General features: G+C 71.4%; 24 protein-coding genes. 15 read left to right on the top strand and 9 right to left on the bottom strand.

Features of this window, described 5'->3' with window-relative positions; all coding sequences use genetic code 11:
- Nucleotides 1-25: 25 nt before the first annotated feature.
- On the top strand, nucleotides 26-1258 hold the full coding sequence (locus ACIBX3_RS07765; RefSeq protein ID WP_397114269.1) for an MFS transporter: 1233 nt from the start codon (nucleotides 26-28) through the stop codon (nucleotides 1256-1258).
- On the opposite strand, the gene ACIBX3_RS07760 is transcribed toward ACIBX3_RS07765, so the two are convergent.
- Nucleotides 1236-3380 (bottom strand): DUF6351 family protein, encoded by a 2145-nt coding sequence (locus ACIBX3_RS07760; RefSeq protein WP_397114267.1) that lies wholly within the window; start codon nucleotides 3378-3380, stop codon nucleotides 1236-1238. The genes ACIBX3_RS07765 and ACIBX3_RS07760 overlap by 23 nt on opposite strands.
- Before the next feature lie 136 nt (nucleotides 3381-3516).
- Between ACIBX3_RS07760 and ACIBX3_RS07755 the strand changes: the two genes are divergently transcribed.
- The 6 genes from ACIBX3_RS07755 to ACIBX3_RS07730 are packed head-to-tail and all read left to right on the top strand — an operon-like array spanning nucleotide 3517 to nucleotide 7540.
- Nucleotides 3517-4764 carry an AI-2E family transporter gene (locus ACIBX3_RS07755; protein ID WP_397114265.1) on the top strand — a complete coding sequence of 416 codons (1248 nt, stop codon included), beginning with the start codon at nucleotides 3517-3519 and terminating at the stop codon, nucleotides 4762-4764.
- An 11-nt stretch (nucleotides 4765-4775) separates the two neighbouring features.
- Nucleotides 4776-5330 carry a PaaI family thioesterase gene (locus tag ACIBX3_RS07750; RefSeq protein ID WP_397114263.1) on the top strand — a complete coding sequence of 185 codons (555 nt, stop codon included), beginning with the start codon at nucleotides 4776-4778 and terminating at the stop codon, nucleotides 5328-5330.
- On the top strand, nucleotides 5327-5767 hold the full coding sequence (gene dut / locus ACIBX3_RS07745) for a dUTP diphosphatase (protein WP_397114261.1): 441 nt from the start codon (nucleotides 5327-5329) through the stop codon (nucleotides 5765-5767). Before ACIBX3_RS07750 ends, dut begins: the two co-directional genes overlap by 4 nt.
- A 46-nt stretch (nucleotides 5768-5813) precedes the next feature.
- The gene (locus tag ACIBX3_RS07740; protein ID WP_397114259.1) at nucleotides 5814-6452 is read left to right on the top strand and encodes a DUF3710 domain-containing protein; all 639 of its coding nucleotides are present in this window, start codon (nucleotides 5814-5816) and stop codon (nucleotides 6450-6452) included.
- A gap of 28 nt (nucleotides 6453-6480) precedes the next feature.
- Complete coding sequence (locus ACIBX3_RS07735) at nucleotides 6481-6867, top strand: OB-fold nucleic acid binding domain-containing protein (protein ID WP_397114257.1); 387 nt, start codon at nucleotides 6481-6483, stop codon at nucleotides 6865-6867.
- A gap of 4 nt (nucleotides 6868-6871) precedes the next feature.
- Entirely contained in the window at nucleotides 6872-7540 is a 669-nt protein-coding gene (locus tag ACIBX3_RS07730; RefSeq protein ID WP_397114255.1) for a DUF3159 domain-containing protein, read from the top strand.
- A gap of 434 nt (nucleotides 7541-7974) precedes the next feature.
- Here ACIBX3_RS07730 and ACIBX3_RS07725 read toward each other — a convergent pair whose 3' ends face one another.
- Together ACIBX3_RS07725 and ACIBX3_RS07720 are read right to left on the bottom strand one after the other, a co-directional pair.
- The gene (locus tag ACIBX3_RS07725) at nucleotides 7975-8634 is read right to left on the bottom strand and encodes a TrkA family potassium uptake protein (RefSeq protein WP_357868458.1); all 660 of its coding nucleotides are present in this window, start codon (nucleotides 8632-8634) and stop codon (nucleotides 7975-7977) included.
- On the bottom strand, nucleotides 8634-9299 hold the full coding sequence (locus ACIBX3_RS07720; protein WP_397114253.1) for a potassium channel family protein: 666 nt from the start codon (nucleotides 9297-9299) through the stop codon (nucleotides 8634-8636). The genes ACIBX3_RS07725 and ACIBX3_RS07720 overlap by 1 nt, the downstream gene beginning before the upstream one ends.
- 103 nt (nucleotides 9300-9402) lie before the next feature.
- Between ACIBX3_RS07720 and ACIBX3_RS07715 the strand changes: the two genes are divergently transcribed.
- A complete protein-coding gene (locus ACIBX3_RS07715) occupies nucleotides 9403-11448 on the top strand; it encodes an APC family permease (RefSeq protein WP_397114251.1) in 2046 nt (681 codons plus the stop codon).
- Here ACIBX3_RS07715 and ACIBX3_RS07710 read toward each other — a convergent pair.
- Nucleotides 11435-13063, bottom strand: a complete 1629-nt coding sequence (locus ACIBX3_RS07710) for an alpha/beta hydrolase (RefSeq protein WP_397114249.1) — start codon at nucleotides 13061-13063, stop codon at nucleotides 11435-11437. The two genes, ACIBX3_RS07715 and ACIBX3_RS07710, sit on opposite strands and share 14 nt — an antisense overlap.
- Nucleotides 13064-13127: 64 nt before the next feature.
- Here ACIBX3_RS07710 and ACIBX3_RS07705 point away from each other — a divergent pair, with 64 nt between their 5' ends.
- On the top strand, nucleotides 13128-14378 hold the full coding sequence (locus ACIBX3_RS07705) for a class I SAM-dependent RNA methyltransferase (protein WP_397114247.1): 1251 nt from the start codon (nucleotides 13128-13130) through the stop codon (nucleotides 14376-14378).
- A gap of 128 nt (nucleotides 14379-14506) precedes the next feature.
- Nucleotides 14507-15082: a calcium-binding protein gene (locus ACIBX3_RS07700; RefSeq protein ID WP_397114245.1), complete on the top strand. Its 576-nt coding sequence runs from the start codon at nucleotides 14507-14509 to the stop codon at nucleotides 15080-15082.
- Nucleotides 15083-15143: 61 nt separating this feature from the next.
- Here ACIBX3_RS07700 and ACIBX3_RS07695 read toward each other — a convergent pair whose 3' ends face one another.
- The 5 genes from ACIBX3_RS07695 to ACIBX3_RS07675 form a co-directional block, all read right to left on the bottom strand.
- Nucleotides 15144-15470 carry a hypothetical protein gene (locus tag ACIBX3_RS07695; RefSeq protein ID WP_397114243.1) on the bottom strand — a complete coding sequence of 109 codons (327 nt, stop codon included), beginning with the start codon at nucleotides 15468-15470 and terminating at the stop codon, nucleotides 15144-15146.
- Between the two features lie 181 nt (nucleotides 15471-15651).
- Nucleotides 15652-16251 (bottom strand): response regulator transcription factor, encoded by a 600-nt coding sequence (locus ACIBX3_RS07690; RefSeq protein ID WP_397114241.1) that lies wholly within the window; start codon nucleotides 16249-16251, stop codon nucleotides 15652-15654.
- A 16-nt stretch (nucleotides 16252-16267) separates the two neighbouring features.
- Complete coding sequence (locus tag ACIBX3_RS07685; RefSeq protein ID WP_397114239.1) at nucleotides 16268-17452, bottom strand: sensor histidine kinase; 1185 nt, start codon at nucleotides 17450-17452, stop codon at nucleotides 16268-16270.
- Nucleotides 17452-18522 carry a sensor histidine kinase gene (locus tag ACIBX3_RS07680; RefSeq protein ID WP_397114237.1) on the bottom strand — a complete coding sequence of 357 codons (1071 nt, stop codon included), beginning with the start codon at nucleotides 18520-18522 and terminating at the stop codon, nucleotides 17452-17454. The genes ACIBX3_RS07685 and ACIBX3_RS07680 overlap by 1 nt, the downstream gene beginning before the upstream one ends.
- A 94-nt stretch (nucleotides 18523-18616) precedes the next feature.
- Nucleotides 18617-19762, bottom strand: coding sequence for a hypothetical protein (locus ACIBX3_RS07675; RefSeq protein WP_397114235.1), 1146 nt, complete (start codon nucleotides 19760-19762; stop codon nucleotides 18617-18619).
- A gap of 118 nt (nucleotides 19763-19880) precedes the next feature.
- Here ACIBX3_RS07675 and ACIBX3_RS07670 point away from each other — a divergent pair, with 118 nt between their 5' ends.
- Genes ACIBX3_RS07670 through mug form a run of 5 tightly spaced genes read left to right on the top strand, consistent with a single transcriptional unit; the run spans nucleotide 19881 to nucleotide 26828 of the window.
- Nucleotides 19881-20795 carry an LLM class F420-dependent oxidoreductase gene (locus ACIBX3_RS07670; RefSeq protein ID WP_397114233.1) on the top strand — a complete coding sequence of 305 codons (915 nt, stop codon included), beginning with the start codon at nucleotides 19881-19883 and terminating at the stop codon, nucleotides 20793-20795.
- Nucleotides 20796-20850: 55 nt separating this feature from the next.
- Nucleotides 20851-22416, top strand: a complete 1566-nt coding sequence (locus tag ACIBX3_RS07665; RefSeq protein WP_397114231.1) for a 3' terminal RNA ribose 2'-O-methyltransferase Hen1 — start codon at nucleotides 20851-20853, stop codon at nucleotides 22414-22416.
- On the top strand, nucleotides 22400-24862 hold the full coding sequence (locus ACIBX3_RS07660) for a polynucleotide kinase-phosphatase (RefSeq protein ID WP_397114229.1): 2463 nt from the start codon (nucleotides 22400-22402) through the stop codon (nucleotides 24860-24862). The genes ACIBX3_RS07665 and ACIBX3_RS07660 overlap by 17 nt, the downstream gene beginning before the upstream one ends.
- 54 nt (nucleotides 24863-24916) lie before the next feature.
- Nucleotides 24917-26317, top strand: coding sequence for a sugar porter family MFS transporter (locus ACIBX3_RS07655; protein ID WP_397114227.1), 1401 nt, complete (start codon nucleotides 24917-24919; stop codon nucleotides 26315-26317).
- 10 nt (nucleotides 26318-26327) lie between these two features.
- Nucleotides 26328-26828 carry a G/U mismatch-specific DNA glycosylase gene (mug, locus tag ACIBX3_RS07650; protein WP_397114225.1) on the top strand — a complete coding sequence of 167 codons (501 nt, stop codon included), beginning with the start codon at nucleotides 26328-26330 and terminating at the stop codon, nucleotides 26826-26828.
- Nucleotides 26829-26857 lie beyond the last annotated feature (29 nt).

Below are 26857 nucleotides of genomic sequence, written 5' to 3'. Positions count from 1 at the left end.
TCAATCAGTGGTGGAGTGTCGTGCCGTGACCTTGCTGCGCGATCGTGACTTCAGGAGCCTCTTTCTGGCCGACACCGCCAGCCAGGCGGGCACGCAGGTCCTCCTGCTGGCTCTGCCGCTGGTCGCGGTGTCGGCGCTGCGCGTGTCGGCGTTCGAGGTGGGAGCGCTGGCCGCGTGCCAGACGCTGGCGTTCGTGGTGATCGGGCTGCCGGCCGGGGCGGTCGTGGACCGGCTGCGCAAGCGCGCCGTGATGGTGGTCAGCGACCTGGCGCGGGCGCTGGCGCTCGTCTCTGTCCCGGTGGCCTGGTGGATGGACGTGCTGACGATCCATCAGCTCTATGCCGTGGCGCTCGTGCTCGGCGTGTTCACCGTGTTCTTCGACGTCGGATACCAGAGCTACCTGCCGCACCTGGTCGAGCGCGACAGGCTCGTCGAGGGCAACTCGGCACTGGAGGTCGTGCGCACGGTGGCGCAGGTCGGCGGACCCAGCGCCGGCGGTTACCTGATCCAGCTCCTCACCGCGCCGTTCGCGCTGGTCGTCACGGTGGCCGGGTTCGCCTGGTCGGCCCTGTGCCTGGGGATGATCCGCAAGCGTGAGCCGCGGCAGCCACCCCGCCGCGCCCACCTGGGCAAGGAGATCGCCGAAGGGGTCAGGTTCGTCGCCGGGCAGCCGCTGCTGCGCCGCATCGCGGGCTGCACCGCCACCGCCAACTTCTTCGCGGCCATGTCGCAGCCGTTGATCCTGCTGCTGCTGGCCAGAGAGCTCGGGCTGGGCGCGGGCACGATCGGGCTGCTCCTGGCCGCGGGCGGGCTCGGCGGGGTGACCGGCGCGCTGGTCAACGCGCGGCTGGCCCGCAGGCTCGGACAGGGCCCGGCGATGTGGCTGGCCATCGCCGTGCCGGCGCCGTTGACGTTCGTCCTGCCCTGGATGGAGGCCGACTGGCGGCTCGGGCTGTTCACGCTGTTCGAGTTCTTCGTCGGGGCGGGGACCGTGGTCTACAACGTCACGCAGCTCAGCTTCCGGCAGGCCATCACACCCGAGCCGCTGCTCGGCCGCATGAACGCCACCATCCGCTTCCTCGTCTGGGGCACCCTGCCGCTGGGCGGGCTGCTCGGCGGCGTGCTGGGCGAGGCGATCGGGCTCAGGAACACGCTCCTGGTCGCCGCGGCCGGGTCCTGCCTGGCGTTCCTCTGGCTGGTCACCTCGCCCCTGCGTACGATGCGCGAGCTGCCGGTCAGTAGTCGCACACTCCCGTAGGGAAGATCTGCTTCAGTCGCGCCCGCTCGTCCGCCGTCGGCCGCCAGGCGCCGTACAGGCCCTTCGTGATGGCCCGTTCGACCGGCTGCAGCCGGCAGGCGTAGACGCCGCCCTCCAGCGGGCCGCCCGCGACGATGCGGGAGGTCGAGTAGAGCGGGAAGCGCTGGGTGCAGATGCCGGGGGAGCGGCGGTCAAGGATGCCGTCCCAGACCTGCGGGCCCGCGGCGATCTGCGTGCCGTCGGTGGCGAAGCAGCGGTCCACGGCTTGGGGCGGCCTGTTGCCGGCCACACCGCGTGCCGGATGTTTCCGGATGCCGGCCATCCAGGCGTCGATCACCTGCAGCGCCTCCGGCGTCTGGTCGAACCTCGGTCCGTCGGGGCGCGCGTCAGTGAACCAGATGACCTGGTTGCCCGCCCGGCCGTCGTGGTCGAGCATCCGCTTCCTGGCGGCGAAGGACTGGTGGGAGTTGTGCATGTCGAGCTGGTCTTCCAGGTAGTGCCGCCAGTCGATGATCGGGATGTCGATGTCGCCCCCGAACACCAGCCCGCTGCGCTGCACGTTCCTGATCGCGATCGGGTCGCCCGCGCGCCTCGGGGCGGGGTCGCCGAGCCTCATGTTGCGGGCGCTCCACGGGTCGAAGTCCGCCGGGCAGGCGGTCCGGACGAACGGGCAGCCCTCCTGCACCATGTCGGCCGCCTCCTTCCACGCGCCCACCTCGGCGTTGAGGTCCAGGAACCCGGCCGGTGTGACGACGCCGTCGACGAGCGCCTTCAGCCCGTACTGGACGCCGACGTTGCCCCAGGTCGAGCGGGCGTAGCCGCGCTCGTCCACGCCGTACACCTTGCGCAGGTCGTCCCAGTGCGTCCACTGGACGGTGTCCTTGACGCCCGGCGGGTCCATGCGCTCCCATTCGGGGTCGTCATTGGAGGTCCAGAGCGGGTTCATGGCCAGCGGGGTGAGGCCGCGCCAGCCGTTGACGCACTCGTCGGAGCCCGGCTTCCCGGTGTACGGGTTCGCCACCGTGTCACTGGCGTTCATGCCGATCAGGGCCGTGCGGTCGTCCCATCTCGCCCAGCGGGGGTCGTGGTCCATATAGCGTTCGAGCAGCTCACAGTCGCCCACGTGGATCGTCTGGGTGACCATGTCCGGATAGGAGTACTGCGGGATCGCGGCGTCGATCACCCGGTTTCCTAAGTTCTGGCCGTAGATGTACTGCTGGATCGCACCGCCCGAGCCGCCGACGCCCACCGTGTACAGCGGCAGCCCGTGCTGCTCGATGAAGCGCTCCTTGACCATGAGGGCCGTCTCGCCGCCCAGGATCAGGTTGTAGTGGGTGGAGGTGCGGGTGCCCGAGGAGTGCAGGATCGCGTAGCCCTTGCCGAGCCCGTACGGGTCCAGCGCGCTGCCGCCCAGCGTGCCCTGGTCGTGGCCGATCGCCACGCCGCCGTCGAAGCGGTAGATCGCCCGGCCGTTCCAGCCGTTCTCGATCATGGCGATCGAATAGAGGAAGCGGTTGATCACGCCGCGCTCGCGCCGTACCACGAAGTCGACCGTGCGGCCGTCCAGCAGCGTGGTCGTGGCCATGTCGGCGGGGCGCCCGGCCGGCATGGGCTTGAACGTGCCGTCCGCCGACCGGTATATCCGGTCGGCGACCACCGGCGCGAAACAGTCCCTGCTCCAGCCGCCCGCCACGCGCATGCCCTGTCCGTCCTGGTTGTCCGCGACCGGCGGGCCGAGGCCGCCGCGCTCGGTCTTGCACAGGAACGGGTACTGGTGCGCGCCCGAGAAGACCGGGCCGCCGACGGGGTGGTTGCGCACCCGCAGGGTCCGCCGGTGCGGCCACGCCGTGGCGGTGATCGTGCCGGCCCCCACGGCCAGGCCGGTGACCAGGCCCGTCAGGCCGTCCTCGGCCGGCTCGAAGGCCGCGGTGACGTCCTCGCCGTTGCGGGTGACCGTGACCTTCGCGCCCTTGCGGTGGCGGACCCTGACCAGGGCATCACCGCCGGTGACCTGGTCGGGGCGGCTGGAGAGCACCTCCAGCGCCAGGTCGGCGCCCGCGTACGCGGGGGCGGGGGCGCCGATGAGGGACGCGAGCACGATGAGGACTACCACGGCCTTCATGACCCCGACGGTGACACGCGGGCCATTGCTTGCACAGGCCCGATCTTCCCGGCGCACTGGCCCGATCCTCACGACGTGAGACCGCCGCGCGGTTATCCACGCGCATCCGCCGCCCGGACGTGCCAGTCTTGAACACGTGCTTCCCGACCGCCCAACCAAGCTCGTGCCGCCCGTGCTGGCCAGGATGGCCGCGTGGTGCGTGTGCCTGATCCTTGTCGGCGTGGTCGTCTACGTCTTCGCGCTGATCATCGCAAGGCTCACGTTCGTGGCGCTGCCGGTGGCGATCGCGCTGCTGCTGACCGCGCTGCTGTTCCCGCTGACCAACAGCCTGCGCCAGGCGGGCATGCGGCCGATCTACGCCACCTGGATCACGATGCTGGTGGCCCTGACCGTGCTGGTCGGCACCGGCTGGCTGGTCGGGGCGCGGGCCACGGAGGAGTTCCCCGGCCTCGTCAGTCAGGTGCAGGCGACCGCCCGCGAGGTGCAGGACTGGCTGATCACCGGGCCGCTGCACCTCCAGCAGGCGCAGATCACCGGCTACGTCGACGAGTTCGCCAAGATGATCGACACGCAACGGCAGGCCATCGCCGGCACCGTGCTGAGCGCCGGCGCGGTGGCCGTCGAGGTGCTCGCGTCGATCGTGCTCCTGCTGTTCGTGACGTTCTTCCTGCTCAAGGACGGCGACCGGATCTGGGCGTGGATCCTGAAGGGGTTCGGCGGGGTGGCGCCGCGGGTGGACCGGGCGGGGCGGGCCGCGTGGACCACGCTCTCCCACTACGTGCAGGGCACCGTGGCCGTGGCCGCCGTGCACGGGCTGATCATGGGCATCGTGCTGGCCGGCATGGGCGTGCCCCTGTGGGCGCCGCTGGCGGTGCTGATCTTCCTGGCCAGCTTCATCCCCATCGTCGGCATCTTCTTCGCCGGCACGGTCGCCACGCTCGTCACGCTGGGCTCGCAGGGGCCCGTGCTGGCGCTGGTCTTCCTCGGGATCCTCGTCGTCGAGCAGCAGCTGGAGAACCACGTCCTGCAGCCGCTCATCGTGGGGCGGGCCCTCAACTTCCATCCGCTGGCGATCATCCTGGTGCTGTCCATCGGGGGCATCCTGGCGGGCATCGCCGGCGCCGCCGTGGCGGTGCCGGTGGCGGCGGTGATCTACCGGGCGCTTCCGGAGCTCAGACACGCGCAACCCGCCCTGCCCTCGCCGCCGCACCACGAGGAGCTGCCGCACGACGGGAAGCCGCCCCGGCCGAAGCCCGGCCCCCAGGGCCGCACTGAGGCCGGTCCCGGTCCCGGTCCCGAGCCCGGGGCCGGGGCCGGTGAGGACGCGCCTCCCGCGGAGGACGGAGCGAGGGCCGAGGACCGGCGGGGCGTGGACAACGAGTAACCTCGTCACCCGTGACCCGTTCCTCCCTCACGACCCCGCCGCCGGACGCCGGCGTGCCCGCGGCGCACCCCGGCGCGCCGTCGCCGGGCGCCGACCTGGGCTCCCACTACAGCCAGTGTTTCGGCTGCGGCACCGATCACCCGACCGGCCTGCACCTCACGGCCAGGACGCCGGACGGCGCCACCGTCGAGGCCGAGTTCACGGTGGGGGAGGCGCACCAGGGCGCGCCCAGACTGGCGCACGGCGGCGTGCTGGCCGCCGCCATGGACGAGGTCATCGGAATGTCCGTCTACCTCTTCCACAAGCCGTATGTGACGGGACGGCTGGAGACCGACTACCTTCTCCCCGTTCCCGTGGGCACGACACTCCACCTGCGCGCCTGGTGCAACGGCATCGCGGGCAGAAAGGCGTACCTTGAGGCTGAGGGGCGCATGGGCGCCCCTGACGGACCCGTCGCCGTCCGCGCGGCAGCGCTGTTCATCGAGGTGAGCATGGAGCACTTCGCCAGGCACGGCGATCTGGCCGCCATCGCCGCAGAACACCAGGACTACGAGGTGAACCCTTGAGCAACGTCGAGGTCCTCATCCACCGGCTCGACGCCGAGTTGCCGATGCCGTCCTACGCCCATCCGGGAGACGCCGGCGCCGACCTCTACGCGGCCGAGGACGTCGAGCTGCTGCCGGGGGAGCGGGCCGTCGTCGGCACGGGCGTGGCGATCGCCCTTCCCGACGGCTACGCGGCGTTCGTCCATCCGCGTTCGGGGCTGGCGGCCAGGCACGGGATCACGATGGTCAACGCGCCCGGCACGGTCGACGCCGGCTATCGGGGCGAGATCAAGGTGACACTGATCAACACGGACGCCAAGGAGTCGTTCCGGCTCCAGCGCGGCGACCGCGTGGCGCAACTGGTGATCCAGCGGGTCGAGCGTGCGGCCTTCTACGAGGTCGAACGCCTGCCCGGCTCGGTACGCGGCGCCAACGGCTTCGGATCGACGGGGCGCTGACCGTACGGCTGCAGGGAAAAGTAGACGAACAGGGAGAGTGAGTAAAGTGTTCCGACGTCGTCGTCGTGAGCAGCCGGAACAGGTGGCCGAGCAGAAGCCCGCCGCCCCCACGCGCGAGTCCGGCCCGTGGGACGCCGGCGAGCCCCACCCGGACCACGACAGGATCGACCTCGGCGGCCTGCGGGTGCCGCACAACCCCGACTTCGACGTACGGCTGGCCTCGGTCGGAGACCAGCACGTCGGCGTCGTCGTCATCTACGAGGACACCACGCTGCAACTGCAGGCCCTGGCCGCGCCGCGGAGCTCCGGGCTGTGGGACGAGGTCAAGACCAAGATCCGGGCGCAGGCGAAGGATCTGGAGGAGCGTGAGGGCCCGTTCGGCACCGAGCTGGCCGGCGAGATCAAGGCCGACGGTGCCGTCCGCCCGGCCCGCTACCTCGGCATCGACGGCCCGCGCTGGTTCCTGCTCGGGGTGATCTCCGGCAAGGGCACGCATGACGAGGCCGTGTCCGGGGCGTTCGCCGACTTCATCAAGGACGTCGTGGTCGTGCGCGGCGACGAGCCGATGGCCCGCGAGGAGGCCATCCCGCTGCGCCGCCCCAACGAGCAGACGGGCGACACGCCCGAGGAGCGGCCCGGCGTGAATCCCTTCAAACGAGGACCGGAAATCAGCGAGATTCGCTAAGAGCTGACATCGCATAGGCTGATTCATCATGAGTACGGCAGAGCCTCCGAAACGCGGGGGATTGCGCGGGTTCTTCAGTCGGCTGGCATCCCCCCAGTCCGAGATCGAGGCCCGGGAACTACGAGAAGACGCCGACGAGGTCGGCGCGACGCCGATCGTGTCGTGCGGCGGCCGCCGGCGCTTCTGCGTGGCGGGTACGCTACGTACGGTGACGTTGCGTCCGAGGGGCGGCGCCCCCGCTCTCGAGGCCGAGCTCTATGACGGGTCAGACGTGATCGACCTGGTCTGGCTCGGCCGCCGCAAGATCGCAGGCATCGAGCCCGGCCGCACGGTCAAGGCCGAGGGGCTCGTCAGCGTGCAGGACGGGCGCAAGGTGATGTTCAATCCGCGTTACGAGCTGCGGCCAGGGAGTTGATCAGGTGAGTGCTGAGGCGGAAGAGGTCGCCCACGACACCGTGGAGGCGGCGGTGCGAGCGCAGCTCGCCAAGGCGCTGGGCGGGGTGCGCGGCATCATCGAGGCGGCGATCCCGACGATCGCGTTCACGTTGTGCTGGATCTCCACCGAGGATCTGAAGCTGTCGCTCATCGTCAGCATCTCGCTGGCGGTCCTGCTGCTGGTGGCCAGGATCGTGCAGCGGTCCACGCCGCAGTTCGTGATCAACAGCTTGATCGGCATCGCGATCGGCGCGTTCTTCGCCAGCCGCACGGGTGACGCGAAGGACTACTTCCTGCCCGGCATCCTGTGGAACGCCACCTACATGGTCGGCATGCTGCTGTCGATCATCACCCGGTGGCCGGTCGTCGGCTTCCTGATCGGCTCGGTCACGGGCGACCCGACCGCCTGGCACAGGGACGCGGGGATCGTGAAGCTCTGCACGCGCCTGACCTGGCTGCTCATGCTGCCGTGCGCGGTCAGGGTGGCGGTGCAGGGGCCCGTCTACCTGTTCGGAGGCGGGGACCAGGCGGTGGCGGCGCTCGGGGTCGCCAAGATCGTGATGGGCTGGCCGCTCCAGGTGGCCGCGCTCGGTGCGATGCTCTGGATCCTGGGCCGCGGCCGCACTCCCATCAATCCGGTCGCCCCGGCCTGACCTGAGTCTGCTTCGCGGTCACAGGCCGGCAGGCGTCACCGTCCGCGTTGCATGGCTCGGCACCGCTGCCCTGACCGTACCGGCGAGCGCGGCGCCTGCCCTTCCGGCCGCCTCCGGCTCGGCCGGGACCGTGTTGCGCTACTGCCTGTATGGTTCGGACGCCATCGCCAAGGAGAATGTGAAGATCCGGAAGAAGCCCAAGGCCGGCTCCACCGCGATCGGCCTGGTCCCGAAGGGGAAGCGGTTCTCCTGCCACCGGGGCGAGGACGGCCAGAAATACACCTCTGCCAGAAGACGTCGAAGGTTTGGCAGTACATCACGTACAAGGGGATGACCGGTTACATCCCTGGCACGTGCACCTGGCCGTACCACACCTGAGCCTCTTTCCCGGTGGACGGCCTACGCCTCGGCCGTGCTCGCCCTTGGCGTACCGCCTAATGCTGGGAGAGCAAATGGGCCAGTTCCTGTTCGACCTCCTGATTGGCCACGAACAACAACTCGTCCCCGGCCTCCAAAGGATCGTCCGCCGTCGGCACCAGCACCCGGCCCTCACGCAGGATCGCCACCAGTGCCGCGTCCACCGGCCACGGCACCGAGCCGGCCCGCTGCCCCACCACCGGCGCGTCCTCCGCCAGCGTCAGCTCCACCAGGTTCGCCTGGCCCTGGCGGAACGTCATCAGGCGGACCAGGTCGCCGACGCTCACCGCCTCCTCCACCAGCGCGCTCAGCAGGCGCGGCGTCGAGACGGCCACGTCCACGCCCCACGACTCGTTGAACAGCCACTCGTTGTTGGGGTGGTTGATGCGGGCCACCACGCGCGGCACGCCGTACTCGGTCTTGGCCAGCAGCGACACCACCAGGTTGACCTTGTCGTCGCCCGAGGAGGCGACCACGACGTGGCAGTTGTTGAGCCCGGCCTCGTCCAGGGAGGCGATCTCGCAGGCGTCGGCGAGCAGCCACTCGGCGCGCGGCACGCTGTCGATCTTGATGGCGCGGGGATCGCTGTCGATGAGCAGGACCTCGTGGCCGTTCTCCAGGAGCTCGGCCGCGATGGAACGGCCGACCGCTCCCGCTCCGGCGATGGCGACGCGCATCAATGGTCCTCTTCCGGTGCCGCGGCGAGCACCTTGTTGATCCGGTCCATGTCGTTCTCGGCGGCGAGGACGTGGAGGATGTCGCCCTCCTGCACCACGGTGTCCTCCGTGATGGTCACGGCCTCCCCCATGCGGTTGATGAAGGCGGCGCGCGTCCTGACCCGGCTCTCCAGGTCGACGACCCGGGTGCCGATCCAGCCCGGGTTGACGGTGACCTCGGCCAGGACGACCGTGCCCGTGGGGTCGCGCCAGAGCGGCTCGGCGCCCTCGGGGAGGATGCGGCGCATGATCTGGTCGGCGGTCCAGCGTACGGTCGCCACCGTCGGAATGCCCAGCCGCTGGTAGACCTCGGCCCGGCGGGGGTCGTAGATGCGGGCCACCACGTTGTCGACGCCGAACGTCTCGCGGGCCACGCGAGCGGAGATGATGTTGGAGTTGTCGCCGCTGGAGACCGCGACGTACGCCGCCGCGGACTCGATGCCGGCCTCCATGAGCACGCCACGATCGAAGCCGATGCCGGTCACCCGCCGCCCCCGGAACCCGGCGCGCAGCCGGCGGAACGCCTGCGGGTCGCGGTCGATGATGGCGACGGAATTGCCGCTGTCTTCGAGGATGTGCGCGAGGGTCGAACCCACCCGGCCACATCCCATGATCACTATATGCATATCCCCCCGCATCGTCGCGGTCGGCCGGTTGCTCGACACCAGTATGGCCCCAGGTGGGGCGCGCCTCGTTAAAGGCCTGCGCATGGGGATAGCATCTCGTTACGTGGCGAAGGTAGCGGATCTTGTCAAACGCATGCTCGTGGGACGTGCCCTGCGTAGCGGGCAGCTCCATGAGCAACTGCTCCCGAAGCGGATCGCGCTACCGGTCTTCGCCAGCGACGCGCTCTCGTCCGTGGCCTACGCCCCGCAGGAGATCCTGGTCATCCTGTCGCTGGCCGGCGTCTCCTTCTACGCCTACAGCCCCTGGGTCGCCGCAGCCGTCGTGATCGTGATGCTCACGGTGGTGGCGTCGTACCGGCAGAACGTGCACGCCTACCCCAGCGGCGGCGGCGACTACGAGGTCGCGACCACCAACCTGGGCAAGAACGCCGGGCTGACCGTGGCCAGCGCGCTCCTGGTCGACTACGTGCTGACGGTCGCGGTGTCCGTGGCCAACGGCGTCGACTACGTGGGCGCCACGATCCCGTTCGTGGGCCAGCACAAGCCCGCGGTGGCCATCGTCATCGTGGTCCTGCTCACCGTGATCAACCTGCGCGGCATCCGCGAGTCCGGCGCCGCCTTCGCCGTTCCCACGTACGCGTTCATGGCGGCCGTGCTGGGCCTGATCGCCTGGGGCGGGTTCCGGCTGCTGGTGCTGGGCGAGCAAATCGAGGCGCCGAGCAAGCACTTCACCATCGAGCCCGAGCAGACCAATCTGACGGCCTTCGCCGCCGCCTTCCTGATCTTGCGCGCGTTCTCCACCGGCTGCGCGGCCCTGACCGGTGTGGAGGCCATCAGCAACGGCGTGCCCGCCTTCCGCAAGCCCAAGAGCAAGAACGCCGCGACGACGCTGCTCATGATGGGCCTGGTCGCGATCACCATGTTCGGCGGCATCATCGCGCTCGGCCTGGCGTCGGGGGTGAAGGTGGCCGAGCCCTCCGTGGTCGCCGAGGATCTGCTGCGCCCGGACGGCACGCCGGTCGGCCCCGGCTACTACCAGCAGCCGATCATCTCGCAGGTGGCCGACGCGGTGTTCGGCGGCGGGTCGCTGATGTTCATCGTGATCTCGGCGGTGACGGCGCTGATCCTGTTCCTGGCGGCCAACACGGCCTTCAACGGCTTCCCCGTGCTCGGCTCGATCCTGGCGCAGGACCGCTACCTGCCGCGTCAGCTCCACACCCGTGGCGACCGGCTGGCCTTCTCCAACGGCATCGTCATCCTGGCGGCGGCCGCGTGCCTGCTGCTCTGGGGGTTCGACGCCGACGTCAGCCGCCTGCTGAACCTCTACATCGTCGGCGTCTTCGTGTCGTTCACGCTCAGCCAGACCGGCATGGTCATTCACTGGACGCGCCACCTGAAGACCGAGACCAACCTCAGGGTCCGCCACCAGATGCACCGCTCCCGCGTGATCAACTTCTTCGGCGCCGTCATGACGGGGCTCGTGCTGATCGTCGTGCTGCTGACGAAGTTCCTGGTCGGGGCCTGGATCGTGGTGATCGCGATGCCGATCCTCTTCCTCATGATGAAGGGCATCCGGCACCACTACGACAACGTGGCGGCCGAGCTGGCGGTCACCGAGGACGAGCCGACCGTGCTGCCCGCGCGCAACCACGCCATCGTGCTCGTCTCCAAGATTCACAAGCCGACGTTGCGGGCGCTCGCGTACGCCCGCGCCACCCGGCCGTCCTCCCTGGAGGCCGTCACCGTGGGCGTCGAGGGCGAGGAGGCCCGCCGGCTGCAGGAGGAGTGGGAGCGGCGGGCGATCCCGGTGCCGCTGAAGATGCTGGACTCGCCGTACCGGGAGATCACCCAGCCGATCCTCGACTACGTCAAGCACCTGCGGCGGCGCTCGCCGCGCGACGTGGTGACGGTGTTCATCCCCGAGTACGTCGTCGGCCACTGGTGGGAGCACCTGCTGCACAACCAGAGCGCGCTCAGGCTGAAGGCGCGGCTGCTGTTCAAGCCGGGGGTCATGGTCACGAGCGTGCCGTGGCAGCTGCACTCCTCCGACCGGCTCAAGGGGCGGCCGGAGCCGTTCGCGCCCGGGTCGGTGCGCCGTCCGTGGCACCAGGTGGTCAAGGACGAGGAAGAGCAGATCAGGACGAGCTGAGCAGGGAGCGCAGCCGGCCGGTGTCGGACGCGTTCCAGCCCGGCGGCGCGGCGACGGCGGCCCAGCCGTCGGCGACGTTGGCGCCGTAGCGGTGCCCGTGGCCGGGCGGCACGGACAGCCCGGCCGACATGTCCACCAGCACCTGCCAGAACGTCACCAGCGGGAACCACCTCATCCGCGGGTTCACCCCCGGTCCGCGCTCGTCCGCCAGCCAGGCCGGCCGGCGGTAGATCAGCTCGGGCGACCACCACACGACCGGATCGGAGGAGTTCTGCAGGTAGACCACGCGCGGGCGCGGCCCGGGGCCGGCCAGGTCGCCCGGACGCCGGGCGAACCGCACCGTCCGGCCCGACTGGTAGACCGGCCGCCACACGGGGCTGCCGGGGCGGCGGCCGGCCGTGACGCGGCGCCAGATGGGGTTGGCGTTCGGCGGGCCGACGAACAGCGCGCCGTCCGCCCTGGCCGCCAGGTCCTCCAGGCCGTGGAAGGCCTTCTCCAGCTCGTACGCGCCCAGGCTCTCGCCTGACAACAGCAGGCGCGGCCGGTCGCCGCGCGGCAGCCGGGCCCACCGGGCGCGTACCGCCTCGAACAGCGCCCGTCCCGCGGCGCCCGCCTTGTCCCTGTCGAGCAGGAACGACGCCCAGCTCGGCAGGTACGAGTACTGCACGGCGACCATGGCGGACTCGCCGTTGTACATGTACTCCAGCGCGTTGGCCACCTTCGGGTCCACCCAGCCGGTGCCGGTGGTGCCGAGCACGGCGAGGACGGGACGGCGGAAGGCGCCCGTGCGCTCCAGCTCGCGTACCGCCAGCGCCGCCTGGGCCTGGGGGGACGGGGTGGTGTCGAGGCCGACGTACACCCTGATCGGATCGGCGGCGGGCCGGCCCGAGAAGGCGGCGAGCTCGGAAGGGGTGGCGGCGGCGCCGGTGAAGCCGCGGCCTTCCTTGCCGAGCGACTCCCAGCTCACCAGCGAGCCGGGACCCCCGGACACCATGGTCGACAAGGGTCTGCGCACGCCCGGATGGGTGCCGCCGTTGGCGACCGCGGAGACGTCGCTCACGCGGGCGACGAACGCGGAGAACAGCACGTCGTCGGCGAAGAACGCGACCAGGAGCGCGATGAACAGCACGCCGACGGTGTGGCCGACGTAGGAGGGGACGAACCGGTCGAGCCAGCCGATCAGCTTGCGGCTACCCAACCGGATAAGTCGCGAAATAAGCAGAAAAAGCGAGAAAAAGGCGATGGTCAGCGCCAGGATCAGCGGCGGGAACCACGTGATCCTCGTGTCCATGCCCATGAGCGCCCGCAGGTCCCGCTGCCAGCCGAAGCTGTACCAGAGCGACACCGCCGCCAGCGCCGCGCACCCGCCGATCATGACCCGCCAGGCGATCCGCCGCCCCCGCTCCGGCAGCCGGTAGGCGATCATCGTCCGGCCCAGCGCGCCGAGCGCGGTCCCCACCGCGTACCCGAGAATGGCGGTGACCGCGCTCATCACCCCCTGGTACATCCACGTGCGGGGCAGCAGCGACGGCGTCAGCGACGCGCAGGCGAACAGCACGGCCAGCATCGTCCCCCCGAAGCCGAGCCGCCGCCGCACCACCCGCGCCGAACCCACGACCCCCTAGGGTAAGGGATCAAGTCCGACGGTAGTCCGCCAGGTCAGGGCATAAGGTGTCCGTGTGGAACAGGCATCTCTCGAGTTGACGGTAGGTCCGGTCGCCCACGGCGGCTGGTGCGTGGCACGCCACGAAGGGCGCGTGGTGTTCGTGCGGCACGCGCTGCCCGGCGAACGGGTCGTCGCGGACGTCACGGAGGAGACGACCCGGTTCCTGCGGGCCGACGCCGTGGAGATCCTCGAACCGTCGCCCGACCGCGTGGTCCCGCCCTGCCCGTACGCCGGCCCCGGCCGCTGCGGCGGCTGCGACTGGCAGCACGCCACGCCCGAGGCCCAGCGGCGGCTCAAGGCCCAGGTCGTGGCCGAGCAGTTGCACCGGCTGGCCGGCATCGAGCGCGAGGTCCTGGTCGAGGAGGTGCCGGGCGCCAAGGACGGGCTCGGCTGGCGCACGCGCGTGCAGTTCGCCGCCCTGCCCTCCGGCGAGCTGGGCTTCCGCCGGCACCGCTCGCACGAGATCCAGGTCGTGGACGCCTGCCTGATCGCCCATCCCGAGGTGGAGGCGGTCGGTGCGGAGGCGCACGAGTGGCCGGGCGCGGCCGGCGTCGAGGTCATCGCCTCCTCCAGCGGCGATCGGGCCGTGGTGGTCGCCCCCCGGCCGCGGCGCAGCGTCACCGTGCCCGAGCTCGACGCGCCCGCCTCGATCCTGCTGGACCAGGGCAAGGGCCGCACGGTGCCCAGGCGCGGGTCGGGGGTGCTGCACGAGCAGGTGGGCGACCGCGGGTTCCGGGTCGCGGGCAGCGGCTTCTGGCAGGTGCACCCGGGGGCCGCGGAGACGCTGCTGGACGCGGTGCTGGCGTACGCCGCGCCGGAACCCGGCGAATGGGCCCTCGACCTCTACTGCGGCGTCGGCCTCTTCGCCGCGGGCCTGGCCGAGGCCGTGGGGCCGGAAGGGGCGGTGTTCGGGCTGGAGTCGGAGGCGTCCGCCGTCCGCGACGCCCGCGCCAACCTCCGCGACCTGCCGCAGGCCCGGGTGGAGCGGGGGCGGGTGGAGGAGGCGCTCGACCGGTTCCAGATCGAGCGGGCCGACCTCGTGGTGGTGGACCCGCCGCGCTCGGGGCTCGGGCGCGAGGTGGTGGAGAGCATCACGGGGCTGGAGGCGCTCCGCATCGTGTACGTGTCCTGCGATCCGGCGACGTTCGCGCGGGATCTGAAGTGGCTGGCCGAACGCGGTTACGTCCTGGCCGATCTGCGGGCCTTCGACGCGTTCCCGATGACGCATCACGTGGAGTGCGTGGGGCTGCTGGTCAGGGCGTAGGCAGGGCGGCACACGGCAAAACGGCACAGAACACGTGTCGGCTTCGGCACTGAGGCGCGGCCCCGGTGGCGCTGTACTCATCCTCGGCCCCCGATCGCGGGGGCCGGTCACCAAGTCAAGGGGGATCGATGAGTACACGGGGGAACGACAGGCGCTCAAGGGCCCGTGTTCTTCGCCGGCACGGAGTCCGCGCGCTCACGGCGGGGGCGGCGCTGACCGCCTCGCTCCTGGCCGTCGCCGGTCCGGCGCACGCCGCCACCAACGTGAGCGTGTCCGGCACGGTGCTGCAGGTCGTCGCGGGCAGCGCGTCCGACGACCTCGTCGTGTTCGTGTCCGGCAACCGGCTGATCGTCTCGAACACCGCCGACACGGTCGTCGGCGCCGCTCCGTGCGTGGGACTGACCGCCAACCAGGTGGCCTGCCCCAGCGCGGGGATCTCGGTGATCTCGGCGGTCACCGGGAAGGGCGACGACCGGCTGCGGAACCGTACGGCCCTGCGGTCGAAGGTCGACCTGGGGCCGGGCACGGACGCGTTCCTGGGCGGGCTGGGCTCGGACATCGCCTTCGGCGGCGACGGCGAGGACCGGCTCTCGGGGCAGGCGGGCAACGACACGCTGGTCGGCGACGCGGGCGCCGACTCGGCCAGTGGCGGCGACGGCACGGACCGATGCGACGCGGAGTTCGAGACGGACTGCGAGAGCTGATCCGGCCGGCGGGCGCCCCGCCGCTTCAACGGCGAAGCGGCGGGGCGCTTGCCATGAGGCGTTACCCCCTGATCACCGTGATCCCCGTGCCGGGGCAGGCCACCTGGGAGGCGCTCACCAGCTCGCACGGCGCGATCGCGGTGATCGTGTCGCCGTCGTCCGTGAAGATCAGCCGGCTGCCGGACACGACCACGTCGATGTCGTCGGACTCGTCGCCCGGCTCGATCCGCGGGTCCGAGCCGGGCACGCTCACGCTGGTGACGGCATGAGCCGGCCCCGTGAGGGCCAGCAGCGAGCCGGCCGCCACCGCTCCCGCGATCAGTGCGCGCCCGCCGAGCCTGCGCAGATCGGCGACCCTCGACCGCTCGCCGTTCCCCCGTGTACTCATCGATCCCCCTTCGTGCTGGACGGCCGGCCCATGTGCCGTAGCCCCGGATGCGGCTTCGCCGTGGTCGCCAGGCGATCGGGTATGGAGGACAGGCCAATATCCCCAATACCCCCAGCAGCGGCAACACCAACCGCCCCACCGGCACCTCCGCGGAGGTCAGGGTGTGGTGTAAGCCCTGAGCTCAGAGCCATCCCATGCGCTGGGCGGTGCGGATGGCCTCCAGGCGGTTCTGCGCGTTGAGCTTGGTCATGGCGCTCGACAGATAGTTGCGTACCGTGCCCTCGGTCAGGTGCAACTCGCCCGCGATCCGCGAGATCGTGGCCCCGTCCCCGGCCAGCCGCAGCGCGTCGCGCTCGCGTTCGGTCAGCGGGCTGTCGCCGGCGGCCATCGCCGCCGCGGCCAGCTCCGCGTCCAGGTAACGGCCCCCGCCCTGGACCTTGCGGATCGCCATGGCCAGCTCCTCTGCCGAGGCGTCCTTGCCGAGGAACCCGCTCACGCCCGCCGCCATGGCCCTGCGCAGGTAGCCGGGCCGGCCCAGGCTGGTCAGTATGACGATCTTGCACTGGGAGCTGATCCGCTCGGCCGCGCTCAGGCCGTCCATGCCGGGCATCTCGATGTCGAGCACGGCCACGTCGGGCCGGTGCTCGGCCACGGCGCCGAGGACCTCGTCGCCCCTGCCGACCTGGGCGACGACCTCGATGCCGTCCTCGAGGTCCAGCAGGGCCGCGATGGCGCCGCGGATGAGGTGCTCGTCGTCGGCGAGCAGGACTCGGATGGTCATGGGAGCTCCCAAAGGGTCATGCGGGCACCGCCGCCCGCAGCAGGTAGCGGCCCTCACGTGTGGGCGCGGCCTCCAGGGTGCCGCCCGCCGCTCGTACGCGGTCGGCCAGCCCCGCGAGTCCGTTCGGCGCGGGCTCGCCCACCGGCCCGCTCACCCCGTCGTTGGCGATCTCCAGAACCCCGTCCTCGATCGTGATCGTGCAGCGTTCGGCCCGGCTGTGCTTGAGGACGTTCGTGGCGCCCTCGCGTACGACCGTGGCCAGCAGCGTGCGGGTCTCCGGCGTCAGCGCCGCCGTGTCGGCGCGTACGGTGCAGCGCACGTCCGCCGCCTCCAGCACCGCCCGCACGCTGGCGAGCACCTCGTCCAGGTCGATGGCCCGGTAGTTCTGCACGACGGTGCGCACCTCGCGTAACGACTGCCTGGCCAGGTCGCGTACCTCGAACATCTCCGCCGCGGCCGCCTCGGGATCGGCGCGCAGCGCCCGCTCGGCGTGGGCGGTCCGGGCCGCGACGTCGGTGAGGCTCTGGCCGAGCAGGTCGTTCAGGTCGCGGGCGAAGCGCAGCCGCTCCTCGGAGACCGCGAGCCTGGCCATGGCCTCCTCGCCCTCGTGCGCCTCCTGGGCCAGCTGCCAGAGCCGCAGGTTGGCCCAGACAGCGCCCACGGAGATCACCGTGAACCCGGCCTGCACCAGCGTCAACAGCAGGACGTCCGGGTGGAACCCGGTGACCAGGCCGAGGTACAGGGCGATGACGGCGACCGAGCCGACGGACAGGACGATGACGGTGCGCTTGCGGACGAACGCCGCCAACAACGCCAGCCAGGGCGGGATCGTCCAGATGAGCGGGAAGACCGACAGGACCGCGACGATCGCCCCGGTGACCGCCAGGAGCGCGGTGGGCCGGCCGCCGCCCCTGACGGCGATCCGGAACGGGCGCACGCTCAGCACCATGAAGACGGTCAGCAGGACGCCGCCGCCCACGGCCAGGGGCCACGCCATGCCCGCCTGCCAGCGGACGAACAGCTCGAAGTAGCCGAAGAGCGGGGACAGCAGGAGGATGTCCGTGGAAGCGAGGATCACCCAGCGGACCTTGTCCAGCTTCGTCGCTCCCTGGAGCCTGCGGATCCTCTCCCCGAGCTCCGCCCGGCGGCCCGCCGTGGACGCCCTGACCTCGCCGCTGATCCGGCTCAGGGGCCCGCGCATCACGACGGCACCGCCGCGCGCAGCAGGAACTCGCCGGTCGGCGTGGGCGCCGCGGAGAAGGAGCCGCCCGCCGTGGCCAGCCGCTCCGCCAGGCCCCGCAGCCCGTTGCCGGGCGCGGACGGCGGCTCGTGCACGCCGTCGTTGAGCATCTCCAGCACGCCGCCGTCGATGGTGATCGCGCAGCGCGTGGCCTTGCTGTGCTTGAGCACATTGGTGCCGCCTTCGCGCACCGCCCACGCCAGCAGCGCCCTGGCGGCCGGCGACAGGTCGCCGGCCCTGGCGTCGATCACGCAGCGGGCTCCCGCCGCCTCCAGCGCCGCACGTACGCCGGCCAGCTCCTCGTCGAGGTCGAGCGCCTGGTAGCCGTGCACCGCCTGCTGCACCTTGGCCAGCGAGTCCCCGGCCAGGGCGCGTACCTCGGCCATCTCGGCCACCGCCCGCCCGGCGTCCTTGGTCGCGAGCTTGGCGGCCAGCTCGCTCTTCAGCGTGATCACCGACAGTCCGTGCCCGAGCAGGTCGTGCAGATCGCGGGCGAAGCGCAGCCGCTCCTCGGCCACCGCCAGCCTGGCTTTCGCCTCGCGGCTCTGATGCGCGTCCCTGATCACCCACCAGAGCCAGCGCCACAGCAGCATGGTGACGACCAGCGTGACGGAACTGAACGCGGTGAACAGCAGGACGCCCTGCCAGGACTCGCCGGTCACCAGGACGATGTAGACCGTGAACAGCCCCACGACGGCCGCCGTCAGGCATGCGGTCACCCGGAGCGGCAGGTAGAGCGCGGCCACCGACAGCCACAACGATTCGGCCTGTGTCCACATGGGCGAGTTTTGGGCGTCGAGCGGCAGCAGGACCATGCTGGCCACCGCGAACACCGCAGCTGCCAGGAGCTTCGGCGTGGGGCCGCGCGGCGCGTCGAACGCCTCCCTGAGCAGGAAGGGGAAAAGCGCGTAGAAGCCGATCAGGAAGGCGATGGAGGCGGCCGCGACCGTGGGAGAGACCGTGCCGTCCATCCCCGCCGCGACCGTGAGCCCCACTGAGACGACGCCGATGAACGCGATCACCGCGTCCATCCAATAAATCAGGATTTTTCGCGCCGTGTCGGGACGAGCCGCCATTGCCCCCCTCTCATCCACGCAGAGCGTTGTAGGTGATGAGATCCTATATTTACGCGCCCCACAGGATTCGTGACACTTGCCGCGACGGGGCGACACCCCGCAGTGACAGCCAGGCCAGTCCGTGGCGGGCGGCGTAGTCGGTCAGCATGTGGGCGTCGACCTCGCTGAGGTCGTCCTCGCTCGCCAGCACGGGTGTCAGGGCGATGCGCCGCCAGGCGTGGTCGGTCTCGGACAGGTCCTGGGCCTGGGCGATCTGGTCCCTGGCCAGCCGGATGGCCGCCGAGAGCCGGCGCAGGCGGCCGCTCGGGGCCGAGTGCGGCTCCATGGTGGCCAGCAGATTGACGGTGCCGACCTCCGCGCCCGCCTGGTGGGTGGTGCGCAGCATCGCCACGTCGCCGGCCCCCAGCCCGTACGGCGTCAGCGGGAGCGTGAAGCTGACCCGCAGCGGCCGCTCCCGTTGCATGGCCCGGATGGCGCGGGCCCGGCGCAGCACCGCGGCGCCGTCCTCGCTGTCGCGGACCTCGAAGCCGATCGCGGCGGCGTCGAACGCGCCCACCACGCGGCGGTACGCGGCGGCGAGACCGCCCGGCCTGGTGCAGGTCACGGCCAGTTCCGTGCCATCCGGGCCGCCGAACACGGGTGCGGCGTCCCCGCCCAGCGCCCTGAGCCCCCCGATCGTGTTCGCCACCGGATTCTCACCCGGATCGAGCGGATCCTTCCGTGCCGCGCCGGATCCGAGCGCGCCGCTCCCGTCCGCGTCGGTTTCGGCGGGGTCGGTCCCGTCCTGCTCGGGGGAGCCGGCCGCGTCCTCGCCGGGTTCGTCCTCGCCGGTCTCGTCCGCGTCCGGTTCGAATGGTCCTGCCCATTTCGGGGCGCAGCCGTCGTCGCCGCCCGCCACGAGGTGGGCCAGAGCGTAGTGACGCACGCCGGTTCGGCGGGACTCGGCCGGCAGGTCGAGGCCGGGCTCGCGGGCGGTGTCGACGAAGCTCACGAACGTGACCGCGGACTTCGCCGCCACGGCCTGCGAGAGGGGAGGGGAGTGACGCGTGGCCGGCGGTGGTTGCGGTTGGGACGGGGAAGCCGCGCCCGCGGGAAGGAACCGGATGACGACGCCGGTGGCACCGGTGAGCGCGAGCGCCCCGAGAATCGCGAGAGGGCGGGGGAGCAGCCCTGGTTCGCGCTTGTGCCGTGACATAGGACACTCCACGTGTTCAGTTGACTACGTACGGCGCTGATACCGAACGTTAGCAAGCGTTCCCGTCGCGGCGCGGGCCTTTTCCAGTCCGCGTCCGTTGTGGGCGGATAATGTGGTCATGAAGCTGCGGATCTTCACCGAGCCCCAGCAGGGCGCGACATATGACGACCTGCTCGCCGTCGCCCAGGCCGCCGACCGCCTGGGCTTCGATGCCTTTTTCCGGTCCGACCACTACCAGCGCATCGGCGCGGGCGACCCGGGTCCGGGTTCGACCGACGCGTGGATCACGCTGGCCGCCCTGGCCAGGGAGACCTCCAGGGTCCGGCTGGGCACGCTGGTGACGCCCGCCACGTTCCGGCTGCCCGGCCCGCTGGCGATCAGCGTCGCGCAGGTGGACCAGATGAGCGGCGGCCGGGTCGAGCTGGGTTTCGGCACCGGCTGGTTCGACGCCGAGCACTCGGCGTACGGCATCCCGTTCCCGCCGTTGGCCGAGCGGTTCGCACGGTTCGAGGAGCAACTGGAGATCATCACCGGCTTGTGGACGGCGGAGAAGAGCTACTCCTTCGAGGGCAGCTACTACCGTCTCGCCGACTCGCCCGCGCTGCCCAAGCCGGCGCAGCGGCCCAGGCCGCCGGTGATCATCGGCGGGTTCGGGGCCAAGCGCACGCCGCGGCTGGCGGCCGCGTACGCGGACGAGTACAACCTGCCGTTCCACAGCCTGGCCGACACCGGCGAGGCGTTCGCCCGGGTACGCGAGGCGTGCGAGGCCACCGGCCGGGCGGTGCGGCTGTCGGTGGCGCAGACCACGGTCGTGGGCGCCGACCGGGCAGAGGTCGAGCGGAGGGCGGCCGCCATCGGCGAGAACCCTGACACCCTGCCCGTGGGCGGCCTGTGCGGCACCCCGGCGGAGGTCCTGGAGAAGATCGGCAAGTTCGCCGAGCTGGGCGCGGAGTGCGTCTACCTCCAGATCATGGACCTCGGCGACCTGGAGCACCTGGAGCTGATCGCCGCCGAGGTCCTCCCGCACGTGTGAGTACGTGTAAGTAATCCGTTGGCAGGGGTTCGCGGCGGTGCGGCAGACTTGGGGCGTGCTGCTGACGATCACGACCACCGCGAGCCCCGCCACCGATCTGGGTTTTCTCCTGCACAAGCATCCCGCGCGCGTGCAGGAGTTCGGCCAGTCGTTCGGCACGGCCACGGTGTTCTACCCGGAGGCGGGCGAGGAGCGCTGCACGGCGGCGCTCATGCTGGAGGTCGACCCGATCGCGCTGGTCAGGTCCCGTGGCAAGGGCTCGCCCGACTTCAGCCTGTCGCAGTATGTCAACGACCGCCCCTACGCGGCCTCCTCGCTGCTGGCCGTGGCGCTGGGGGACGTGTTCCGCACCGCGCGGGCCGGCCGGTGCAAGGCCAGGCCCGAACTGCCCGGCACGGCTCTGCCGCTGGAGCTGCGGCTGCCCGCGCTGCCCTGCCGCGGCGGGCCCGACCTGGCGCGGCGGCTGTTCGAGCCGCTCGGGTGGGAGGCCGAGGCGGAGGCTCTGCCGCTCGACGAGGGCTTCCCCGAGTGGGGCGAGTCGCGCTATGTCCGGCTCACCCTGCGGGGCGACGCCCGCCTGGCGGACGCGCTCAACCACCTCTACGTGCTGCTGCCCGTGCTCGACGACGGCAAGCACTACTGGATCGCGCCCGACGAGGTCGACAAGCTGATCAGGGCCGGCGAGGGCTGGCTGCGCGGGCACCCGGAACGCGGCCTGATCACCCGCCGCTACCTGGGACGGCGCTGGGCGCTGGCGCGCACGGCGCTGGCCAGGCTGGCCGAGCTGGGCGACGAGACGGAGGACGAGCTGGAGCCCGCAGTCTCCGAGGAGGCGCCTGCCGAGGAGACCGCCGCCGACGAGATGGCCGCCGCCGAGGCGGAGGCCCGGGCCGGCGAGCCCGAGGGGGCGGACGCCATGGGCGGGGTGCCGGCAGAAGGGACGCCGGCCGGAACGGCGGGGGCGCTCGATGCCGAAGTGGGCGCCGCCGCGGGCGAGGAGAGCCGGCCCAAGGCCAAGCCGCTCAACCTTCAGCGCCGCGAAGCCGTGCTCGCCAGGCTCGAGGAGCTCGGCGCGGTCAGCGTGATCGACCTCGGCTGCGGCCAGGGCGAGCTGGTCGGCGCGCTGCTGGCCAGGCCCAGGTTCGCCAGGGTCGCCGGCACGGACGTCTCGTCCATGGCGCTCACCATCGCCGCCCGCAAGCTGCGCCTCGACCGCATGCCCGACGCCAAGCGCGCCAGGCTCACTTTGTTCCAGGGCGCGCTCACGTACACCGACAAGCGGCTCAAGGGCTATGACGCCGCCGTCCTCATGGAGGTGGTCGAGCACGTCGACCCGCCCCGCCTGGCCGCGCTCGAACGCGTCGTGTTCGGCCAGGCCAGGCCGCAGCACGTGCTCGTCACCACCCCCAACGTCGAGTACAACGTGCGCTACGAGTTCCTGACCGGCCTGCGCCACCCCGACCACCGCTTCGAGTGGACCCGCGCCGAGTTCGCCTCCTGGGCGACGCGGGTGGCCGCCGAGCACGGCTACCAGGTGGCGTTCGAGCCGGTCGGCGACGACGACCCCGAAGTCGGCCCGCCCACCCAGATGGGAGTGTTCACCCGTGATCAGCGTTCCTGAGCTGTCCCTCGTGGTGCTCGTCGGCGTCTCCGGCAGCGGCAAGTCCACGTTCGCCAAGAAGCACTTCAAGGCCACGCAGGTCATCTCCTCCGACTTCTGCCGCGGCCTGGTCGCCGATGACGAGAACGACCAGGCGGCCACCCCGGCCGCGTTCGACCTGCTGCACCACATCGTCGGCGTGCGCCTGGCGAGGGGCCTGTTCACCGTGGTCGACGCCACCAACGTCCAGTACGCCGCCCGCAAGAGCCTCATCGACCTGGCCAGGAAGCACGACGTGCTGGCCGACGCGATCGTGCTCGACGTGCCGGAGGAGGTGGCCATCGAGCGCAACGCCGCCCGTCCCGACCGCGACTTCGGCCCCGGCGTGGTGATCCGCCAGCGCAAGGACCTGCGCCGCTCGCTCGGCAAGATCTCCGGTGACGGGTTCAGGAAGGTCCACGTGCTGCGCGGGCTCGGCGAGATCGACGACGCCGTGATCACGTACGAGAAGGCCTGGTCGGACAAGACCGACCTGACCGGACCGTTCGACATCATCGGAGACGTGCACGGCTGCCGCGCGGAGCTGGAGGCCCTGCTGCGCGAGCTGGGCTGGCAGGGGGTCAGGCACCCGGAGGGCCGCACTGCGGTGTTCGTCGGCGACCTGGTGGACCGCGGCCCCGACTCGCCCGGCGTGCTGCGCCTGGTGATGGACATGGTGGAGGCGGGCACCGCGATCTGCGTGGCCGGCAACCACGAGCAGAAGCTGGTGCGCGCGCTGAACGGCCGGCAGGTCAAGATCGGGCACGGCCTGCAGGAGTCGCTCGACCAGCTCGCCGCCGAGCCGCCCGAGTTCGTCGAGCGGGCCAGGACGTTCATGGACGGCCTGCTCAGCCACTACCGGCTGGACGGCGGCCGGCTCGTCGTCGCGCACGCGGGACTGAAGGAGGCCTACCACGGGCGCGCCTCCAAGCGAGTGCGCTCGTTCGCCCTGTACGGCGACACGACCGGCGAGACCGACGAGTACGGCCTGCCGATCCGCTACCCGTGGGCCGAGGAATACCGCGGCCGCGCCATGGTCGTCTACGGCCACACGCCCACGGTCAAGCCCGAGTGGATCAACAACACGATCTGCCTCGACACCGGCTGTGTGTTCGGCGGCCACCTGACCGCGCTGCGTTACCCCGAGCGCCAGATCGTCCAGGTCCCTGCGGAGAAGGTCTGGTACGAACCGGTCAAGCCGCTCGGCGCCGGCGCCGTCCGCGACCCCGGCATGCTCGACATCAACGACGTGATCGGCACCCGGCACGTCGAGACCAGGTTCGGCACGCGGGTCAAGGTCCTGGAGGAGAACGCCGCCGCGGCGCTGGAGGTCATGAGCAGGTTCGCGGTGGACCCGCGCTGGCTGGTCTACCTGCCGCCCACCATGGCCCCGCCGGAGACCTCCAAGCTCGACGGCTACCTGGAGCACCCGCACGAGGCGTTCGAGGAGTTCGCCGCCGCCGGGGTGCGCGAGGTCGTGTGCGAGGAGAAGCACATGGGCTCGCGGGCCGTCGCCGTGCTCGCCAGGACGCCGGAGGCGGCCGCGGCCAGGTTCGGCGTGGCCGACGGAGGCGCGGGCGCCGTCTACACCCGCACCGGGCGGCCGTTCTTCGCCGACACGCGGCCGCTCGTCGAGCGGCTGCGTGTGGCGTGCGAGCCGCTCTGGGACGAGCTCGGCTCCGACTGGGTCGTGCTCGACTGCGAGCTGCTGCCCTGGTCGGCCAAGGCCGGCGACCTGATCAGAAGCCAGTACGCCTCCGTCGGCGCGGCCGCCCGGGCGGCGTTGCCCGAGGCGGTGTCGGCCCTGGAGGCGGCGGCCGGGCGCGGGCTGGATGTGGGCGAACTGCTGCACCGCACCCGGCGCCGCTCCCACAACGCTGCCCTGTTCCGCGACGCCTACGCACGCTACTGCTGGCCGGTGGACGGGCTGGAGGGCATCAAGCTGGCGCCGTTCCAGATCCTGGCCTGCGAGGGACGGGCCACGGCGCTGGAGCCGCACGCCTGGCACCTGTCCACGCTGGCGCTGCTGGACTCGCCGCTGATCGCCCGGACCGAGCACGTGTTCGTGGACCTCGGCTCGCCCGAGTCCAGGGCCGCGGCCACCGCCTGGTGGGAGTCGATGACGGCGGCGGGCGGCGAGGGCATGGTGGTCAAGCCCGCCGCGTACGCTCCAGGCCGGGTGCAGCCCGGGGTGAAGGTACGCGGCCGCGAATATCTGCGGATCATCTACGGCCCCGACTACACCGAGTCGCTCGACGTGCTGCGCAGGCGTTTCCTCGGCAAGAAGCGCTCGCTGGCGCTGCGCGAGTACACACTCGGCCTGGAGGCCCTGTCGCGGCTGGCGGACGGCGAGGCCGCCTGGCGGGTGCACGAGCCGGTCTTCGCGGTGCTGGCCCTGGAATCGGAGCCGGTCGACCCGCGGCTCTGATGGGCATACGTGTGTGACCTGCGGGTATGTCCCCGGCCTGGGGGAAGGACCTGCATGTCTACGGGACACACCCATCACGGGCACCTGGGCCATGTCGTGTTCATCACGGCGGCCGCCGCCATCGGCGGGTTCCTGTTCGGGTACGACAGCTCCGTCATCAACGGCGCGGTCGTCGGCATCCAGCGGTACTTCCACGTGGGGCCGGTCGAGATCGGGTTCGTGGTGGCCATCGCGCTGCTCGGGTCCGCGGTGGGCGCGTGGGCGGGCGGCGGGCTGGCCGACCGGTGGGGGCGTACGCGGTCCATGCAGGTGGCGGCGCTGCTGTTCGCGGTCAGCTCGATCGGGCAGATGTTGCCGTTCACCGTCTGGGACCTCGCGTGGTGGCGGGTGATGGCGGGCTTCGCGATCGGCATGGCGTCGGTGCTCGGGCCCGCGTACATCGCGGAGGTGGCGCCGCCCGCGTACCGGGGCCGGCTCGGGTCGTTCCAGCAGCTGGCCATCGTGCTCGGGATCGCGGTCTCGCAGCTGGTCAACTACGTGATCGTGCGGCTGGCCGGCGGCGCGGTGAACAACGAGCTGTGGCTGCTGCAGGCCTGGCAGTGGATGCTGGGCGCGTGCGTGGTGCCGGCCGTCCTGTACCTGCTGTTCGCGCTCAAAATCCCCGAGTCGCCGCGCTACCTGGTCATGGCGGGGCGGTCGCGGCGGGCGCGAGAGGTGCTGGCCGAGGTCGAGGGCGACGACGTGGACCTCGACGCGCGCGTCTCGGAGATCCAGCACGTGCTGCGCACCCAGCGCGTGCCCGGGCTGAGGGACCTGCGCGGCAAGGCGCTCGGGTTGTTGCCGATCGTCTGGATCGGCATCGTGCTGTCGGCCTTCCAGCAGCTGGTCGGCATCAACGTGATCTTCTACTACTCGTCCGTGTTGTGGCAGTCGGTCGGCATCAACCAGAGCGACTCGCTGCTGATCAGCTTCTCCAGCTCGATCATCAACATCGTGGGCACGTTCATCGCGATCTCACTGGTGGACAAGATCGGCAGGCGGCCGCTGCTCATGATCGGCTCGGCCGGGATGGCGGTCTCGCTGGGCACCGCGGCGTGGGCGTTCAGCGCGGCCAGGGTGGCCGACGGCGCCGTGTCCCTGCCGGACCCGCAGGGGCCGATCGCGCTCGTCGCGGCCAACGTGTTCGTGCTGTTCTTCGCGCTGTCGTGGGGTGTGGTGGTCTGGGTGCTGCTGGGCGAGATGTTCCCCAACCGCATCCGCGCCGCCGCCCTGGGGGTGGCCGCCGGGGCCCAGTGGATCGCCAACTGGGCGATCACCGTGTCGTTCCCCGCCCTCGGGGCCTGGAACCTGTCCCTGACGTACGCCGGGTACGCGCTCTTCGCGCTGGTGTCGTTCTTCTTCGTGGCCAGGTGGATCAAGGAGACCAAGGGCCGCAAACTGGAGGAGATGGGCTAACCTGCGGGGCGTGATCGACGACGTCCTGGGCCCTTCGCTGGAGGTGCTGTTCTGCGGGATCAATCCCGGTCTCATGTCCGAGGCCACCGGGCACCACTTCGCCCGTCCCGGCAACCGGTTCTGGCCCGCGCTGCACCTGTCCGGGTTCACGCCGCGGCTGCTCGCGCCGGCCGAGCAGCACCTGCTGCCCTCGTACGGGCTGGGGATCACGAACATCGCGCCCCGCGCGAGCGCCAAGGCGTCTGAGCTGACCAGGGAAGAGCTCGTCGAAGGCGGGGCCGCGCTGGCGGCGAAGGTGGCGGGGACGGGGCCGAAGGTGCTGGCCGTGCTGGGCGTGTCGGCGTACCGGACGGCCTTCCAGCGGCCCGAGGCGCGGATCGGGCCGCGGGAAGAGACCGTGGGCGGGGCCAGGGTGTGGGTGCTGCCCAACCCCAGCGGGCTGAACGCCCACTGGACCCTGGCCGCCATCGCGGGGGAGATGTCCCGGCTGCGCGAGTCCATCCGGATCTAGGGACCTGGGTTCGTGGTGCCCCGCGGCGC

It is taken from the genome of Nonomuraea sp. NPDC049480, assembly GCF_044465905.1.
Lineage (GTDB): Bacteria > Actinomycetota > Actinomycetes > Streptosporangiales > Streptosporangiaceae > Nonomuraea.
This window is presented reverse-complemented; position numbering and strand designations above follow the sequence as displayed.

Coding starts and splice junctions, on each gene's coding strand:
- ACIBX3_RS07760 (WP_397114267.1), bottom strand. CDS start 3,380: ATGAAGGCCGTGGTAGTCCTCATCGTGCTCGCGTCCCTCATCGGCGCC.
- ACIBX3_RS07735 (WP_397114257.1), top strand. CDS start 6,481: ATGAGTACGGCAGAGCCTCCGAAACGCGGGGGATTGCGCGGGTTCTTC.
- ACIBX3_RS07725 (WP_357868458.1), bottom strand. CDS start 8,634: ATGCGCGTCGCCATCGCCGGAGCGGGAGCGGTCGGCCGTTCCATCGCG.
- ACIBX3_RS07720 (WP_397114253.1), bottom strand. CDS start 9,299: ATGCATATAGTGATCATGGGATGTGGCCGGGTGGGTTCGACCCTCGCG.
- ACIBX3_RS07700 (WP_397114245.1), top strand. CDS start 14,507: ATGAGTACACGGGGGAACGACAGGCGCTCAAGGGCCCGTGTTCTTCGC.
- ACIBX3_RS07695 (WP_397114243.1), bottom strand. CDS start 15,470: ATGAGTACACGGGGGAACGGCGAGCGGTCGAGGGTCGCCGATCTGCGC.
- ACIBX3_RS07690 (WP_397114241.1), bottom strand. CDS start 16,251: ATGACCATCCGAGTCCTGCTCGCCGACGACGAGCACCTCATCCGCGGC.
- ACIBX3_RS07685 (WP_397114239.1), bottom strand. CDS start 17,452: ATGCGCGGGCCCCTGAGCCGGATCAGCGGCGAGGTCAGGGCGTCCACG.
- ACIBX3_RS07680 (WP_397114237.1), bottom strand. CDS start 18,522: ATGGACGCGGTGATCGCGTTCATCGGCGTCGTCTCAGTGGGGCTCACG.
- ACIBX3_RS07675 (WP_397114235.1), bottom strand. CDS start 19,762: ATGTCACGGCACAAGCGCGAACCAGGGCTGCTCCCCCGCCCTCTCGCG.
- ACIBX3_RS07670 (WP_397114233.1), top strand. CDS start 19,881: ATGAAGCTGCGGATCTTCACCGAGCCCCAGCAGGGCGCGACATATGAC.
- ACIBX3_RS07655 (WP_397114227.1), top strand. CDS start 24,917: ATGTCTACGGGACACACCCATCACGGGCACCTGGGCCATGTCGTGTTC.